Source organism: Spirochaetota bacterium (assembly GCA_034190085.1).
Classification (GTDB): Bacteria; Spirochaetota; UBA4802; order UBA4802; family JAFGDQ01; genus JAXHTS01.
The window spans coordinates 1-14,256 of record JAXHTS010000081.1; the positions used below are offsets into that span (position 1 = coordinate 1).

The following is a 14,256-nucleotide window of genomic DNA, read 5'->3' on the forward strand; positions in this document are numbered from 1 at the left end:
CATTTTCTAAATAATCTTCAAGATTATGAAAAGGAGTTAAGATCTATACTAACTGAAAAATTTGAAATTATTGGGAAATCCGTTATCTAATTTATTCGCAAACCTATTTAGAATGAGTATAGAAAAGAATATCCATTTTAATCTTTGATTGAAGGGACACTGAGTTGGCCATCTCCTTAAGGTAATAGTAATTTATATAGATTACTGCACAATCTCTTCAAAATCTACATTTTTTATTTTTGAACATACAATCGCTGTATAATAGAGTTCCCTGCCATCAAGGGATAACCTATGACAATATTCCTCTTTATGGTGGATGGAAATATATTCATCGTTAATACTATCGATGATATCTTTATATCCACTTTCATCATCATCCGATAAAAATTTATTTTTAATATTAAATACAACTATTCCATCATCCTCGATTAAATTATATGCATTGAGAAATGCAATAGGGGAGATATCTCCAAATCCGAGGGCCGCAACAGAGATGAGAGTATTAAAGTTATATTGTTCTAAAACATTTGTATCAACCTCATTGAGATTGGAGAAGTCCATTACATGATAATTATCATAGATATTTGGCCGATCCCTTAAGGCAGCGTTTTTGGCTTCTGGCAGAATATCTACTCCAACTAACAGATCACATCCTTCAGACTTCAAAATATCTCCGACCATCCCATTCCCGGCCCCAAAATCAAGAACTCTAAGATCATTTATACTGTTGTCCATTTCTTCAATTGTATTGTTTAAAAGGTCGCACACCACTGTAGGGGATTTGCAATGAAGCTGTTCATAGAATAATTCTTCATATAGACCTGGAATATTATAAATTGCGCCATAATCGTGGAATTTTACCCGCTCCTGTCTCTCTCCATAGTTTATTATCAACCATTCTTCATCCTGTTCAATATTTTCATCAATCTCTGGTAATACTAATTCATAATCTTGTGTCTCCATAATCACTCCTTATAGTGTGAAGTGCCGATAATCGTACATAAAGGTGTTCGTGATGACATTCACATATTATTTTTCAAATGGGTGGTAATCGGCCATCCTTGGTATAATCTTAAGACAATTTTTATCATAATATCATAATAGCCGTAATTATTGTCAAGGGAATTAATCGGCTTATTAATCACCTCTTGGGTAGTCGCCTTAAATTGTTGTTCTATAATATTCTGTCATCTCATCATAACCCAACGAGTCCTCAGGGATTTGCATTGTGATTTTACTTTTGCTAAGCTATGATAGGATAGACAGAATCCTTTTTGTTCTGATTCCTTTCATAATAGGCGAGAATTGAAGATTATCCTCTAATTTGATGAGCAAAGTATGAACATCCTCTATTTCTGATACAACCCTTTCCGCTTCTCTCTTTGCTGATAGGATGAGGTCAACATCTCTATGTAGATCGGAGAATTCAAATCCTATCGAATGTCCATGCTGCCTAATCCCTATGATCTCACCGCTACCCCTAATTTTTAAATCTTCTTCAGCTATTTTAAATCCATCATCCATAGACGCTATGGAGTTTATTCTTTTTTTACTCACCTGAGATATGTTATCCGGATAGGTGAGAACGCAAAATGATTGATGAATCCCCCTTCCCACACGCCCCCTCAATTGATGAAGAGTTGAAAGGCCGAATCTCTCCGCATGTTCAATTACTATTATATTGGCGTTTGGCACATCAATCCCCACTTCGATGACAGTTGTGGCAACCAGTATGTCGATCTCCCCATCCTTAAAACAATGCATTATCACGCCCCTCTCCTCAGGTGACATCCTTCCATGAAGTATCTCAATTCTTCTATGCGGGAATATGTTTTCCTTAAGATGTTCATACACCTCAATTGCGGATTTAATATCAACCTTTTCTGATTCCTCAATAAGGGGCAATACAAAATATGCCTGTCTTCCCTGATTGATATATTTCTCAACAGAGGCATAAACCCCCCCTAATCTGGACTCAGGGAGGGAAAGGGTTTTAATAGCGAGCCTGTTTTTTGGCTTTTCCTTAATATATGTCACATCGAGATCGCCATAGAGTGTTAATGAAAGGGATCGCGGGATGGGTGTTGCAGTCATAATAATCAGATCTGTATGCTCCCCCTTCCCCCTCAACTTTGCCCTCTGATTTACACCGAATCTATGCTGCTCATCAATGATAATAAGCCCCAGGTTATGAAAGGTAACACCCTCCTGAATAATGGCATGTGTGCCAATAACAATATCAGTTTCACCATTGGAGATTGAACTGTATAGCTCCCCTTTCTCAGATTTAGGTATCGCTCCGGTTAAAAGTGATATCTTTACATCCGAGGGCAGTAATTTTTCAAAAATATCAAGATGCTGATTTGCTAATAGTTCCGTAGGCGCCATGAAAGCAACCTGTTCATCCCTTCCGATCACGAGCATAGATGCAGCCATCGCAACCACGGTTTTCCCGCACCCAACATCCCCCTGGAGTAGCCTGTTCATGGGGTAGGGATTCTCAATATCCCTCTTTATCTCCTCAATGGCCTTCACTTGATCAACAGTCAGCTCGAATGGCAGGCTTGATATAAGTTTATTGAATAGAGAAGTATCAATATTATTCTTAATTATCCTCAATTCTTCCCTTGAATACTTTCTAGAAATGGCCAGATAATATTGCAGGAAAAATAATTCATTATAGGAGAGTCTTTTCCTTGCTTGTTCAGCCTTCTCCATCGAATCCGGGAAATGCAGGGAAAAGATGGCCTCCTGAAGGGGGTTAAGCTGAAGCCTTAAGAGTAGAGATGCATCGAGAGGATCCTCAATGTAGAATAGGTGTGAATCGATAGCATCCCTGATTATTCTCCTGAAACCCTTTGAATCAAGACCGTATCTCTTTAGCTTTTGAGTAGATCTGTATAGCGGTACAATCCTTCCAGTATGGATGGATTGTATCTGAGAGTCTATATCAATGAAGTCAAAATCGGGATGAACAATCTGCTTCTTTCTATAAAAATCTATTCTCCCAGAGAAAAGAACGTAATCCCCTAAATTAAAAATGCCCCTTAAATATTGCAATCCTTGAAAAAAGATGCCGCAAAGGGAGTCAGTGTCATCGGTAATTTCCACTTCAAGAAATTTTCTGTTTCTACCAAGGACCCTTACACTCTTGATTGTGCCAGCGATAGTGACAGTCTCATTGACAAAGGAGTCTTTTATTGCTTTGAATGCAGACCTGTCAATATATTTCCTTGGAGCAAAGTATAAGAGGTCTTCAATTGTTTCTATCCCAACCTCGCTCCTAAGAATGTCGGCCCTTTTCTGACCTATTCCCCTTAAAAACTGAACGTTGCTGTTGAGCAACCTACTCCTCTTCTGCTACATACCATACAGAATTCGGTATTTGAACATATTTCCCATCACGAGTATAGAAGTAAGTATAATTTCTCCCTTCCTTGCCGGATGTTATCTTCTGTACTCCATTCCACCTCTTAATAATTTTTCCATCAAAACCAAAAATTGTAACAGTAAGATTTTGACCGGTGATGACTTCGATCTTTCTCTTGACAATATTCCTCTGCTCATAAGTAAAGAAGTATCTAAAATATACAAAAATTCCAGCAATCAAAACTAATATTAGAATAATCCCAAAAATCTTTAATTTTTTTGCCATTCTATCCAAGTCTCCTCATTTAATTATCTATACTTTGGTTACACTTATGATTTAATTTGATGCATTAAAATATATCTCATACAAACTACACTAACCTCTCTTCAATATCTTCAGCTATTTTTATAGCTTCCGTTAAATTTGGAATCCCATTCCTGCCTCCGTATTCTCTACAGGAGAGTGAGGCCACGGTTACAGAAAGCTTAACCGCCATATCCAAGGTATAATCCCTGTTTATGGCATAAGCCAAAGCTGCATGAAAGTTGTCGCCGGCCCCAATAGTATCCTTAATCCGAATTTTGATGGCTGGGACATGGTAAAGACTCTTGTTCTTTATATAGTAGGCGCCCTCAATGCCCTTTGTCACTATTATCTCTCCCTTCAACATCTCCTTTAGCCTGAATATCTTATCAAAGAATGATTTATTATCAAAGGGTAGCTCTTTTGAGTCAAGGAAGTCTGCGGTTGGGACAAAGTAATCAGCAACCTCCATGATGTCAGTTATGCCATCCCGCCATCTCTCGCAATCATAGATAATCCTAAACCTATCCTCAGCCAAGGGCCTTAACACCTTGGCAAGATAAGTCACCTCCGGATCAAGCAATACTACCCTGGCTTTAGATAGTATTTCCTCGATACTCTTCGTAATCTCTATTATGGGAAGGGTGGAATGATCATAGATTATCGTTCTCTTGCCATTCGATTTTGTCACAAATACATAAGCGATGGGGGTTCTTCCCTTCTTTACTATCTCAATATATTTTGTATTAACACGAAAGTCCTTCAGGCGGTTTAAACAGAATCTTCCAACCTCATCATCACCGACCTTCCCAATATAGGCAACTGATCCACCAAGCCTAGAGATGCAGCAGGATGAAGTGCCACCCTGTCCTCCGGCTTCCTCTAATCTGAATTCAAGGGGAACCTTCTGATCCTCCCTGGGAAATTCATCAACTATCGCAATATAATCAATGCAATTGCGGCCAAAGACTATAATCTCCGGATAATTCATGAGTCTCAAATTAGCGTAGGAAGGATCTCTGCCAGAGAATCGGACAATTTATAAGCCGCGTATTTATCATAAGGGGTTGGATCTCGATTGATGATTATTATCGGTCTTTTGTTATGGTAAGCCACCTCAACGAATGAGCATACAGGAAACACCACCAATGAGCTACCAAGCGACATAAAGAGATCGCATTCCTTTGATGCCTTCTCCGCAAGGGAAATATGATCAGGATTCAGGTTCTGTCCAAAGGATACGGTATTGGGCTTAATATACCCATTGCAATCCACACACCTGGGATCATAGTCGAATTCAGCAATCTGATCAAACACATCTTCAATATTGAATATTTTTTTACAGCTCCAGCAGATTGCTTTCATATTAGTTCCATGCAGGTTTACTATTCTTTCTTCCGCAACCCCGCCCTTTTCGTGAAGGCCATCAATATTTTGAGTTAAGAGCCAGAATAATCTGCCATCCTTATCCAGCTTGCCCAATGCGAAATGAGCCGGATTTGGTTCCGCATTAATCATTGAAGGAATTGTATCGCTCTTGTATCTCCAGTAATACCTCCGCTTTTCACTATCGCTTAGGAATTCCTGAAGGGTTACGGTCTTATATTGACTCCATACTCCTCCAGGACTCCTAAAATCAGAAATGCCAGATTCAGTTGAGATGCCTGCGCCAGTAAGTACAGTGATTTTATTTGAATTGTGAATTAGTCTTTTAATCTCTCTATGATCCATGTCGCTAAAATGCTTGTCGGAATCATTGTATTGATATGCTCTGTACTCTATCGGAACAGATCCCTGATGAGAAACAACATTTGAGTTATCTTTTTACCCTTTTTAGATTGCGGTTCATCAATCTCTCTACTCCAGCTTCATTTTCTGCCTCAACCTGCTGTATTTGCTCATCAGAATAGTTCAATATATCCATTAAGACCTCTTTTGTATGCTGTCCCAAATCTGGAGCCGGCTCCGGATCTCCCTCCAGCTCATTTTCCATCTTGAATACAGGACCAATGGTTTTATATTTTTGCCCCTTGATCTCCATCTCAATTATCATATTATTATGCTCAACCTGAGGATCATTGGCAACCTGTTCATAACTCAGAACAGGCCCTGAGGGTATATCGTTTTCATCCCGAAATATATTTACCCACTCATCGGTGTTCTTCTTTTTCAGGGCATTGGCAAAATGTTCCCTGAATTCCTCCGCATTGAGAATTCTATTCATCATATTATCGAATTTCGGATCCTTAAACATCCAATCAAGACCCACCAACTCTACCAACTTATCCTCGCTTCCAGGTCCAATTGTCATATATCCATCCTTTGTGTCATGAACGCCATAGGTTTGCATCATATGATGTCTTCTCCCCTGAAGCCCTGGGAGATTGCCGCTGGCAAAATAGTTCTGGAAGAGAACCTTTTGCATGAGTATAAGTGAATCCAGAAGATTAACCTCTGCCTTGACACCCTTCCCATCTTTATCTCTACTTATTAGCGCAGCTAGGATAGATAGCACAGCAAAGATGCCGCCCATCATATCAGCCATTGCTATGCCGCCTGGGATTACTGGGGGTCTATCGGGTTCCCCAGAGAGGCTTAGAATTCCGCTGTGACCGCAGGCTATTATATCAAAGGAGGGGTACTTGACGTATGGTCCAGTCGGGCCATATCCAGAGATGTTGCATCTTATAATATTGGGATTGATCTCCTTCAGGGTTTCGAAGTCACTCCCCTGCCTCTTAGGAACATCTGCCCGAAAATTAGAAAAAACCACATCTGATTTTTTTACCAAGTCATAAAATGCCTTCTTCCCCTTTTCGCTTCCAAGGTCTAATACAATGCCCTTCTTATTCCGATTAAGTGTTAAAACATAGTAGTTTATCGGATTTACCTCTTTTTCACCATATCTCAATATATCTCCCAGCGGGGATTCAATTTTTATGATCTCTGCTCCAAGATCTCCTAAAAGCATAGTTCCAAAGGGTCCAGCATGAGCTTGACTCATGTCGAGAATCCTAATGCCGCACAATGGGCCTTTCGTTATTGCCATTTTATTTTATTCCTCCTCTCTTGTCTTCTGTTTTGCAAAATAACCGTGTAAACTATGATAGTATATTTTCAATCTTTTACTTACTATTGATACTCGTTTTATTATGATTAATTATTTTGATTTTTTGTCTTCTCCGCCTCTGCAATGTCATCTTCTGTGAGCAGGGTCATGCTCTTTACGCGCTCCTGCGTTCTCTTTAGACCTGATTGAGTCTCAGTAATTAATTCATCAATTTGATCGCCAGAATATCCTAATACCTCACTCAATACATCTTCAATATCCTGATTCAAATCAGGAGGCGGTTCAGGATTACCCTCAATTAGACTCCCGTCTTCATTATATAACCTAAAAAGAGAGCCTACAGTATTGTATTTTTCCCCCTTAAGCGCCATTTCAATAATCATCTTATTATGCTTAACCTGGGGATCATTAATCACATCATCTAGATTGAGCACAGGCCCTGAGGCTATATCGTTTTCATCACGCAAGATTTTAAGCCATTCTTCAGTCGTTTTCTCAAGGAAGGCCTTTTCAATCAATTGATCCAATCCCTTTTTGTTGGCTAATCTCTTTTCAGAGGAATCATAAAGCGGATCGCTCAACACATACTCCAGTCCAATGAGCTTAAGCACCCTCTCCAAATCAATTGGAGCTATGGTTATATATCCATCCTTTGTATCATATATCCCATATCCGGCAGCCATCATATGTCTTCTCCCCTGATGGCCAGGCTCATTCCCTGATAGGAAATAGAGTTGAAACATAACCTGTTGCATAACCAAAAGCCCATCAAGAAGGTTTATTTCCAGTTTCATCCCCTTGCCATCCCTATTCCTCTTCACAAGGGCGGCTAATACGGACATGCACCCAAAGATACCGCCCATCATATCAGCTAATGCTATACCGCCGGGTATTACCGGAGCCCTTCCAGGCTCTCCAGATATGCTCAAAATTCCGCTATGCCCGCATGCGATGATGTCAAAGGAGGGATAAGCAATATAGGGTCCCGTCTCACCATAACCCGAAATATTAAGACGGATAATACCTGGGTTTATCTTCTTAAGGGTATCAAAATCGCTTCCCTGTCTCTTGGGCACATCAGCTCGATAATTTGAAAAGACTATATCAGATTTCTTCACTAATTCGTAGAAGGTCTTTCTGCCTATTTCACCCTTTAAATCTAATGATATACTCTTCTTATTGCGATTGAGTCCTATTATGTAGGAATGCGAAACATGTACCTTAGGATCTCCCATTCTCATGAATTCACCTGTAGGTGGCTCCACCTTTATTATTTCAGCCCCAAGATCCCCTAAAAGCAGGGTGCCAAAGGGACCTGCATGAGCCTGAGTCAAATCTAATACTCTGATACCGTTTAACGGCCCTTTTGTGATTGGCATATATTATACTCCTTTATTTGTAAAAATCTGGGTTTGTTGCTGCAAAATATCTATATTAGAATATTACTTGACATAATTCGCTATAATAATCTTCAAGAAGTGATGGCATTATGGGAATAGCCTTACTGCAGAAACAATAACAACTACCTAATATTATTTGATGATAAAAAACTAAATAATTGAATATTGTCAAGAAAAAAGTCGAGTTATTTTAAAGTAAACAACCTCAATCATCCTGCGGGTGAAAATCATTTTAAATCTCAACAGAGAAAGTGTTTAGGGTTTTATCGGTTGTATATGCTCATGATAGTTGCATAGCATTTATCTTTCTTATCTGAAACTCAAAATCGGATTACCCCTTCTCAACTTCATTGATAAGAAAGGGATAAGGACATAATCACACTCTATCAATTTCTATAGTTCAATAAATATCCAAACACCTATTTGAATGCATAAATGACCATAGAGCTTGTGATTGATGAGTCCCTGTACCTGATTTTGCTAATATAGTGATAGAATGATATTCTAAACCACTTATGATAGTCTGTATATGATTTGAAATAATATCTTGACTTTAAAAGCTTGGGCAACAGACCGAATTCAACTGGATGAAATGTAATAATTCTACTAAATCCTTGCCATTTTAAAAGAGAGGTTAGATTTTTTTTTGTAAAATAGGATAAATGAACCGGCATATAATAGGCATATCTATCACCCAATACTCTTGCTTGGAGTCCATCCATATTCGCTGTCTGAATAACAAGCAGCCCGCCACCTTTCAGTAGCCTGTAACATTCCCTAATAGCTGTTACTGGATCTGCAAGATGCTCTATGAGTTCTATCATGGTGATAACTGAAAAGAATTTTTCTTTAAAGGGATTATCATATAGGCTGCCAATATGAATATTATTACCAAAAAGGCCCTTTGCGTATGTTCCAGCATACTCCGATAGCTCTATACCATAGGGGGAGAAGTATTGTGAGGCTAATTTTAGGAATCCGCCAAAAGCGGAGCCTATGTCAAGTAAATTGCCCTTGGCTGCATGCCCTCTTATTATTTCAATCCTCTTTTCCCACACATAGCCGGCATATCTTTCCAACTCCCTCTCATCATAGTAGGAATAATCCCTTCCACATTTATAATAATCCTCACTATAGAAATCCTCGATTATGCTCTCTTGAAAGGCGGGATTCATAAAGATGAAGCCACATAATCTGCATCTATCGACCCTAAAAAAAGGATTATATTTATCTATTATGTATTTGAGTTCAATCTCTTTCCCGCCGCAAAGGGGACAATGGTCCTTTAATTGACTGTATATCGATGAATCTGAGAAGGTATATTCTTTTTCTACAAAAGGCATCTGATACCTTAATACAAATATATTGAAATTAAGCAACTAATCAGCTAATGTCATTCCAGCGAATGCAGGAGTCTTAAATGTTTTCAAAACCCTTTAAAAAATTGCTTTAGATTCCGGCATTTCGTTACGCTACAGCCGGGATGACATACTTTTAATACCCCTAACTCATCCTTTATACATTTTTTGTCTAATAGTGTATATGAAAAAACACATGACTAGTTACAATATTAATAAATTTAATGGAGAATAGGAGAGCAAGGCCTTAGATTTCCTTTTTATTATCGTTTGAAACCGTAAGTAGTTGTATAATTATTGAAGTGCTTGATTTATTCAGCGATACTTTGTCAATTGAGATGAGACTAGCTAAGGGCCGTAGAACCATAAAAAATTGCTTTTATTGGTTATGGAAAGAATAATCATGGACAATTTTTTTGAAGGATTGTTGACCCTTAGGCAAGGTTAGTGTAGAGGGGGAAGCCTTTCTCAATGACAGTAAATAAGGAGTGTGTCAATACCATGGAGAATATCTCAAATAGTGAAATTAAGAATATGTTTCAGGGAAGGATATGGCCTGTGACATTAAAACTTACAATACCAATAGCAATAAGCAATCTACTAGCATACCTATACCTGATAACAGACACATTCTTCATCACACAGATTGACCCCTCATCAACTGCCCTTCTCAGTGGTCCTGCGCTTGTTTTCCCCTTTTTCTTTTTATTTATGTCATTAGGCATAGGCCTCACAGTGGGGGTAAGTACCCTTATTGCGAGGGGCATCGGGGAAAATAATAAAAGGATAATTGATAATACTGCGGATACAGGGCTCTTCATCTCTTCAATTATTGCATTCTTTATAATTACCTTCGGATATTCATTTGCACATGAAATCATCCATCTCCTTGCGGGAACAGAATTAACCGTTGATGCTATACAGTATGGGCTTGATTATTATTATTATCTGCTTCCGGGTCTTGGGATGATGCTCTTCGCATATGTATTTTTTGGCCTTCTCCAGGGGGAAGGATTAACCAAGAATATTGCCATAGCCTCAATTATTGCGTTTGTGTCAAATATGATACTCGATCCCCTTCTTATTTTTGGATTTAAAATGGAGGTGGCTGGCGCTGCACTAGCCTCTACAATCTCCTATGCCATTGCCGGGGTATATGTGATTCAGCTTTTCATTACAAAAAAATCATGCGTTCCTATTCATTGGAATCTATTTAAAACTAGAAAAACAATTATATACCATATTATTCGTATTGGATTTCCTGAATCCCTCAGCATGCTCTCTATGTCCATCACATTTATCTTTCTGAATAATATAGTAAGCTCAATTGATGAAGTGGCTATGAACTCCTGGTCTCTTTGCAGCAGAACTGATCAAATATTGCTTATCCCGGCGATAGCTGTATCTTCTTCCACTATCACAATGATCGGACAGAATTATGGAAGAAAGAATATAAGGAGATTGATCAATATTTATAAATTTAATGTTATGTTTGCCTTATCTATTGTATTATTCCTGGCCTTTGTCTACAATTTAGCTGCTCGTCCATTATTCGGTTTTTTTACAACGGTTCAGGAGGTAATTGAGGGGGCTGTTTTACAGATAAGATATATTTCATTTACCTATATCGGCATCTCCACTATCGCTATATCCGGAGCCACCTTTCAAGCCACAGGAAGGCCCCTGCCGGCCCTCTTAATACGATTGATCCAAATAGGACTAATTACAATACCCCTGGCATTCTTATCAGTAAAATTTTTGCAGATGGGAATGGTTGGCATCTTCATAAGCATCGCCACAGGGCATATGCTTTTATTGATTATATCGTGGTTTTGGACAGATCTACATTTAAAAAATTTAGAACACAGAACTTTGGATTATTTGGATTAAGGGGATGGGGGATAGAACTGGGCAGCATGAATAATTTTTTTTAATATTAAGTCTTTATTCTCAGATTGAATGCCCTTCTATTTGTGCTCCTCCTGTTTGAATTTCTTCTATCAAGTTTGTCTTTATTATCTGTCTCATATCTATTTTTATGAACTCTCCGCTCTGATCTTCTCCTCTCTGAAATTCTTCTGTCAAAAACCCCGCCATTGAATTTGGAATATCGAAGCAGAATTAAAAAAATTATTATTATTACAACTTCAATTGTTATAAACACAAAAAAATCCATATTATAGAAAAATAGATTATTATCCATGTCATGCCTTATCCAGCATTAGCAGTATGATAGATAAGATAATATAATTATCGTCTATCGATGAAAATAATATTAGAGTTAAATTCGTGGATTTTTAATTTTGTATCAATAAGTAAGAAATATCATCTGGTAATATCTAGGATACGGAGTGTATGATTTTCCCAGATTCACTGAAATCGTAATTGCCAAGGGGCTTAACGATTTTTCTGAATTCCTCTGTTTTAAGGGTGTCAATGAATGCCTGTAGGCCCTTTAGGAAAAATGTTTCTTGCGAAAGAACCATATCAAAGCTTTCCCGTACTAAAGGAACAAAGGGCAGGCCGAATAGATTTGATATAGCTACAGTCGCAATGCCAATATTTGCCTCGCCTGACAACACAGCGAGTCCCACTTCAAAGTGTGTATGTACCACACGCTCATAGCCATTTATCAGATGGGGATCAATATCCGTCCGCTGCAAATGATAATCGAGCAGCACTCGGGTGCCTGATCCCTCCTGTCGATTGACAAACTCCACGCCCTTAGCTGTGAGATCACTAAATTCGGTTACATTTAATTTTGCCTGTGGAGAGAGGATAAAACCGAGTTCTCTATAGAAAAGATGCACCACTGCGACCTTCATATCCTGAATATAATCTGCTAAATATGGAATGTTGTAATCGCCGGTTTTGGGATCTAGCAGGTGACACCAGGCAACGTCAATTTTCCTTTCGCCCAGCATACATAGACCCTTGGTGCTTCCAATACTACAGGTGAATATGTAAAAACCAGGATGAGACTGTTTCATATAGCTCAAAAGAATATCAAGGATCGGATCATTGCTACCGGCAGACATTATGTATCCCTCAGGGGTTTTAGTCTTTCCCTCTGTGCCTGTTGTCCCATGTTGGGCATGTGATGTGATCCATTCATCGATAATGTGCTTTGGAAATATCCATTTGCCTGTAATGCGTGTGCAGGGGATTCTGCCGGACTTTATTAGCGAATAAACCTGTTTCTCGTGAATTCCGAGATACTCCGCCACTTCCTTTGTGTTCATCATATCCTTGGGCATGGATTCCCCTCCATCATTTTCTATAAGGGATATGGATAATTTTCAATAACTAATTTGATAAATTACATAAATTTCGCATACCTATTTGTAGTTTATACCCAGTCATATAGAACAATCGTCCGCTTTAATCGCCCTTTTTGCGTGAAATACTACAATATATAGTTAATTATTACATTTTATTACAATAAATTACTTTTATTGTTGACATGCTAGTAACCGCTTTTTTCATGGAAAAAACTATTAAAGATTAGGAGGAATCCGTTATGCTAAATAAATTAAATAATCCTATGGTCATCCTTTACATTGTTCTGATCGCCTTCTGCGCATGTTCAGATGATAGCAGCTCTAATAGCTTTGTCCCAACGGAAATTGTCTCATCACGGGCATATTCAGGCCATGAAAGTGATGTGGATGCTAACAATTTTGTGAAAACATATCCCTCCACAGTTGGCAAACGACTCGATGATTGCCAGACATGCCATTCCGGGGGAAGGATTACCTATGCGGATAGCGGAAAGACAAAGAATATCGATAATCCCTGTTCTTATTGCCATCTAAAGGCATTTGAAGAGGGGAGTGACTTCACATCCGGGTACCCTTCAACCTATGAGTCTACCCTTAATCCCTATGGCCTTGCTTATAATAATGCGGGCAGAAATCAGGAAGCACTGCAAGCTATCGCTGATCAGGATTCTGATAGTGATACATATTCAAATGCGGAAGAGATTGAGGACTTGCGTTTTCCCGGGGATGCCGACAGTTATCCTGGTCAGCCCCTTGCTCCCACAATAGAGCTTTACTGGGATGATGTTACCGCAATGAATAAACATGAACAGTTTATGCTGCTTAACGCTCATAAACAGCAATATGATGATTATGTAACCTACAAAGGGGTAACAATCCTGGATCTAATCGCTGCGGCGGGCATTGATTTATCAGGCGCTACTGGCATGACCTTCTTTGCTCCTGATGGTTATCAGAAGGATTTTGATCTGGATGAGGATATCAATTACAGTTATCCCAGGGGCATATATTATTCAGTCCCCAGTTGGCCCGATGATCCTGAGAGGAATCTCATCAATTATCCTGATATAATCCCGGATGGGCTAGCCCATGGCAGCGAGATCCCTGATGAGTTATATATGATTCTTGCTTATGAACGCGATGATGGCTATCTGGATGAATCCTACTACGATAGCACAGACGGGAGAATAGGCGGAGAGGGCCCCTATCGAATTGTGCGTCCCCAGGAATCGGCCGGAAGACCGGATCGTGGCTCAAGAGCCAATACATATGGCGATGGATGGGACTATGACGATAACATTGATCATAATGCAGGCGATGCTGTTAAGGGCACTTGTGTAATTCGCATTGATCCTATGCCCGATGGGTATGAGGAATATGATTGGATAAACGGATGGTCCTTGATTATGGATAAAAAACTTATTGTTTATGGCCAAGGGGTAACGGAAAAATAGATAGAGCGACGCCATGTATC

General features: G+C 39.0%; 12 protein-coding genes. 2 read left to right on the forward strand and 10 right to left on the reverse strand.

Annotated features, from left to right (window positions below; all coding sequences use genetic code 11):
• Positions 1-201: 201 nt before the first annotated feature.
• From SVZ03_16570 to SVZ03_16605, 8 genes are all read right to left on the reverse strand, one after another.
• Positions 202-963 (reverse strand): methyltransferase domain-containing protein, encoded by a 762-nt coding sequence (locus SVZ03_16570; protein MDY6935819.1) that lies wholly within the window; start codon positions 961-963, stop codon positions 202-204.
• A gap of 285 nt (positions 964-1,248) precedes the next feature.
• Positions 1,249-3,345, reverse strand: a complete 2,097-nt coding sequence (recG, locus tag SVZ03_16575) for an ATP-dependent DNA helicase RecG (GenBank protein MDY6935820.1) — start codon at positions 3,343-3,345, stop codon at positions 1,249-1,251.
• Between the two features lies 1 nt (position 3,346).
• A complete protein-coding gene (locus SVZ03_16580; protein MDY6935821.1) occupies positions 3,347-3,655 on the reverse strand; it encodes a hypothetical protein in 309 nt (102 codons plus the stop codon).
• 85 nt (positions 3,656-3,740) lie between these two features.
• A complete protein-coding gene (locus SVZ03_16585; GenBank protein ID MDY6935822.1) occupies positions 3,741-4,664 on the reverse strand; it encodes a carbohydrate kinase family protein in 924 nt (307 codons plus the stop codon).
• A gap of 5 nt (positions 4,665-4,669) precedes the next feature.
• A complete protein-coding gene (locus tag SVZ03_16590; protein ID MDY6935823.1) occupies positions 4,670-5,404 on the reverse strand; it encodes a Sir2 family NAD-dependent protein deacetylase in 735 nt (244 codons plus the stop codon).
• Between the two features lie 85 nt (positions 5,405-5,489).
• Complete coding sequence (locus tag SVZ03_16595; protein ID MDY6935824.1) at positions 5,490-6,722, reverse strand: CoA transferase; 1,233 nt, start codon at positions 6,720-6,722, stop codon at positions 5,490-5,492.
• A gap of 107 nt (positions 6,723-6,829) precedes the next feature.
• Positions 6,830-8,122 carry a CoA transferase gene (locus SVZ03_16600; protein ID MDY6935825.1) on the reverse strand — a complete coding sequence of 431 codons (1,293 nt, stop codon included), beginning with the start codon at positions 8,120-8,122 and terminating at the stop codon, positions 6,830-6,832.
• Between the two features lie 440 nt (positions 8,123-8,562).
• Positions 8,563-9,486, reverse strand: coding sequence for a class I SAM-dependent methyltransferase (locus tag SVZ03_16605; protein MDY6935826.1), 924 nt, complete (start codon positions 9,484-9,486; stop codon positions 8,563-8,565).
• Between the two features lie 486 nt (positions 9,487-9,972).
• On the opposite strand from SVZ03_16605, the gene SVZ03_16610 reads away from it, so the two are divergent.
• A complete protein-coding gene (locus tag SVZ03_16610) occupies positions 9,973-11,391 on the forward strand; it encodes an MATE family efflux transporter (protein ID MDY6935827.1) in 1,419 nt (472 codons plus the stop codon).
• A gap of 46 nt (positions 11,392-11,437) precedes the next feature.
• Here SVZ03_16610 and SVZ03_16615 read toward each other — a convergent pair whose 3' ends face one another.
• Together SVZ03_16615 and SVZ03_16620 are read right to left on the reverse strand one after the other, a co-directional pair.
• Positions 11,438-11,704 carry a hypothetical protein gene (locus SVZ03_16615; protein MDY6935828.1) on the reverse strand — a complete coding sequence of 89 codons (267 nt, stop codon included), beginning with the start codon at positions 11,702-11,704 and terminating at the stop codon, positions 11,438-11,440.
• 136 nt (positions 11,705-11,840) lie between these two features.
• Positions 11,841-12,758 carry a helix-turn-helix transcriptional regulator gene (locus tag SVZ03_16620; protein MDY6935829.1) on the reverse strand — a complete coding sequence of 306 codons (918 nt, stop codon included), beginning with the start codon at positions 12,756-12,758 and terminating at the stop codon, positions 11,841-11,843.
• Between the two features lie 263 nt (positions 12,759-13,021).
• Between SVZ03_16620 and SVZ03_16625 the strand changes: the two genes are divergently transcribed.
• Entirely contained in the window at positions 13,022-14,236 is a 1,215-nt protein-coding gene (locus SVZ03_16625; GenBank protein MDY6935830.1) for a GEGP motif-containing diheme protein, read from the forward strand.
• Positions 14,237-14,256: the final 20 nt, after the last annotated feature.

Excerpts from the sequence above, each read along its gene's own strand:
- SVZ03_16570 (MDY6935819.1), bottom strand. The coding sequence starts at position 963 with ATGGAGACACAAGATTATGAATTAGTATTACCAGAGATTGATGAAAAT.
- SVZ03_16580 (MDY6935821.1), bottom strand. The coding sequence starts at position 3,655 with ATGGCAAAAAAATTAAAGATTTTTGGGATTATTCTAATATTAGTTTTG.
- SVZ03_16585 (MDY6935822.1), bottom strand. The coding sequence starts at position 4,664 with ATGAATTATCCGGAGATTATAGTCTTTGGCCGCAATTGCATTGATTAT.
- SVZ03_16590 (MDY6935823.1), bottom strand. The coding sequence starts at position 5,404 with ATGGATCATAGAGAGATTAAAAGACTAATTCACAATTCAAATAAAATC.
- SVZ03_16595 (MDY6935824.1), bottom strand. The coding sequence starts at position 6,722 with ATGGCAATAACGAAAGGCCCATTGTGCGGCATTAGGATTCTCGACATG.
- SVZ03_16600 (MDY6935825.1), bottom strand. The coding sequence starts at position 8,122 with ATGCCAATCACAAAAGGGCCGTTAAACGGTATCAGAGTATTAGATTTG.
- SVZ03_16605 (MDY6935826.1), bottom strand. The coding sequence starts at position 9,486 with ATGCCTTTTGTAGAAAAAGAATATACCTTCTCAGATTCATCGATATAC.
- SVZ03_16610 (MDY6935827.1), top strand. The coding sequence starts at position 9,973 with ATGACAGTAAATAAGGAGTGTGTCAATACCATGGAGAATATCTCAAAT.
- SVZ03_16615 (MDY6935828.1), bottom strand. The coding sequence starts at position 11,704 with ATGGATAATAATCTATTTTTCTATAATATGGATTTTTTTGTGTTTATA.
- SVZ03_16620 (MDY6935829.1), bottom strand. The coding sequence starts at position 12,758 with ATGCCCAAGGATATGATGAACACAAAGGAAGTGGCGGAGTATCTCGGA.
- SVZ03_16625 (MDY6935830.1), top strand. The coding sequence starts at position 13,022 with ATGCTAAATAAATTAAATAATCCTATGGTCATCCTTTACATTGTTCTG.